Source organism: Streptomyces sp. NPDC001980 (genome assembly GCF_040296885.1).
Classification (GTDB): domain Bacteria; phylum Actinomycetota; class Actinomycetes; order Streptomycetales; family Streptomycetaceae; genus Streptomyces.
Map to the genome: position 1 here is coordinate 1 of NZ_JBEOYD010000106.1, position 2890 is coordinate 2890.

General features: G+C 72.7%; 1 protein-coding gene. It reads left to right on the top strand.

The window, feature by feature from the left end:
• Positions 1-21: 21 nt before the first annotated feature.
• Positions 22-2890: acyltransferase domain-containing protein (locus tag ABT137_RS50895; protein WP_351720876.1), on the top strand; the 2869-nt coding region annotated here is incomplete at its 3' end.

Sequence of the window (2890 nt, forward strand, 5' to 3'; positions counted from 1 at the left end):
GTCGACTGGGATGCGGGTGCGGTGCGTCTGCTGACGGAGGCCCGGGAGTGGCCGGAGACCGGCCGCCCGCGCCGCGCCGGAGTCTCCTCCTTCGGTATCAGTGGTACGAACGCGCACGTCATCGTCGAGCAGGGGGATCCCGACCCCGAGCGCGTACCTGAGCCGGCCGGCGAAGGCCCGGCGAACCCCGTTGCGTGGTTCGTCTCGGGGCGTGATGAAGCGGCCCTGCGGGTTCAGGCGGGGCGGTTGCACGAGTTTTTGGTGGGGCGGCCGGAGGTCGGGTCGGTGGATGTGGGGTTCTCGTTGGCGACGACGCGTGCCGCGCTGGAGCGGCGGGCAGCGGTCGTCGGTACGACCCGTGAGGAGTTGCTGGGCGGCCTGAAGATGCTGTCCGACGGCACCGACGCTCCCCAAGTGCTGCGCTCCGGCGGCCCGCGGGGCGCGGACGCCGGTCAGGGCAGCGCCCGTACCGCCTTCCTGCTGACCGGGCAGGGGAGCCAGCGCCTCGGCATGGGACGGGAACTGTACGACACGTCACCGGTGTTCGCCGCTGCGCTCGACGCGGTGTGCGCCCACCTCGACCCCGCCCTGTCCCGCCCCCTGAAGGACGTCCTGTTCGCCCCGGACGGCTCCGCGGACTCGGCACTGCTGGACCAGACGGCGTTCACCCAGGCCGCGCTTTTCGCCGTTGAGACCGCCCTGTACCGGCTCCTCGAACACCACGGCGTGGTCCCCGACTACCTCCTCGGCCACTCCATCGGCGAGGTCACCGCGGCGCATCTGGCCGGTGTGTGGGACCTCGCCGACGCGTGCACGGTCGTCGCCGCCCGCGGACGATTCATGCAGGCGGCCCGGGAGGGCGGTGCGATGGCCGCGCTGGAGGCGACCGAGGACGAGGCACGCGAGACGCTGGCCCCCTACGACGGCAGTGTTGCCGTGGCCGCGCTCAACGGGCCCCGTTCCACGGTCGTTTCGGGCGATGCCGAAGCAGTGGACCGAGTAGCGGCACTCTGGCGCGACCGCGGCAGGAAGACCAAGCGCCTTCCGGTCAGCCACGCCTTCCACTCGCCGCACATGGACGACGTCCTGGACGACTTCCGGGCCGCTCTGGACGGAATCACCTTCCGCGAACCGCGCATCTCCGTGGTCTCGGACGTCACCGGCGACCTCGCCACACCCGACGACCTGCGCTCACCCGACTACTGGGCCCGCCACGTCCGCGAGGCGGTCCGCTTCCTCGACGGCGTACGGTTCCTGGAGGCGGCAGGCGTCACGGCGTACCTGGAACTCGGCCCCGACGGGGTACTCACGGCCATGGCGCAGGACTGCCTCACGCAGGACGGCGCGACCCTGACCCCCGTCCTGCGCCCGGCACGGCCGGAGGCGGTGACCGTCACCGACGCTCTGGCCGCCACTCACCTCAACGGCGGGCAGCTCGACGCGAGGACGGTGTTCCCCGGCGGGCGCCGCGTCGACCTGCCGACCTACGCCTTCCGCAGGGACCGCTACTGGCTGAGCCCCGCGGCCGATGCCTCTAACGCCGCAGACCTGGGCCTCAGCGCCTCCGGACATCCGCTGCTGGGCGCCGCGGTGTCCGTGGCGGACCGCGACACGCACCTTCTCACCGGCCGTCTGTCGCTCGCCACTCATCCGTGGCTGGCGGACCACGCCCTGCACGGTCTGACCGTGTTCCCCGGCACCGGCCTACTGGAACTGGCGCTCCGTGCGGGCGAGGAGGCCGGCTGTCCGGAGGTGGCGGAGCTGACCCTGGTGGCCCCGCTGGTGGTGCCGGAGCGCGGCGGTGTGCGGCTGCAGGCGGTGGTGGCGGCACCAGACGCCGGCGGCCGCCGTCCTGTGGAGATCTACGCACGCCCGGACGACCCGGCCGACGCCGACTGGACGGTCTGCGCGACCGGCCTCCTCACAGCTGACACCGGCGACACGTCCGAACCCGAGAGGCTCGTGGCCTGGCCGCCCGCGGGTGCGGTGGAGGCCGACCTGAGCGGTGCGTACGAGCGGCTCGACCAGCTCGGTTACGGCTACGGGCCCGCGTTCCGAGGACTGCGCCGGCTCTGGAAGGGCAGCGAGGGCGAGCTGTACGCCGAGGTCGTCCTGCCCGAGGAGCAGCGCTCCGACGCGGCCGACTGTGCGGTGCACCCTGCTCTGCTGGACGCCGCGCTGCACGCGCTGTTGCCGGGGGTGGCGGGCGAGGACAGGGCCGCGGTCGTGCCGTTCGCCTGGGAGGGAGCGCGGGTGCGTGCTGTGGGGGCCACGGCACTGCGGGTACGGCTGCGGTTCGCAGCGTCGGGTGACGGTGACGGTAGCGAGTCGGTGTCGGTGACCGTGGCGGACGGTACGGGCACGCCGGTCGCGTCCGTGGAGTCCCTCGTCCTGCGCCCGTTGTCGCAGGACGCGTTGCACGACGCGGCCAACGCGGCCCGCAACGCCAAGGACGGTCTGCTCAGGGTGGAGTGGACGCCGATCGAGGCGCCGGGCGAGCCGCAGACAGGGTCGTGGGTCGTGCTGGGCGACGGCAGGACGGTCCCGGACCTGGCGGAACTGCCCACGCAGGACGTCCCCGACACGGTCGTGGTCCACCTGCCCGCAACGCGGGAGGCCGACCACGACCTGGCCGGGCAGGCGCGTTCGATGGCAGCCGATGTGTTGGGTTTGGTGCGGGGGTGGTTGGCGGAGGAGCGGTTTGGGGGTGGTCGGTTGGTGTTTGTGACGCGGGGTGCGGTGGGTGTGTCTGGGGTGGGTGTGTCTGGGGTGGGTGGGGGTGTGCTGGATCTGGGTTTGGCGGGTGTGTGGGGTTTGGTGCGGTCGGCGCAGTCGGAGAATCCGGGGCGGTTCGGGTTGGTGGATGTGGGTGAGGGTGAGGGTGAGGGTG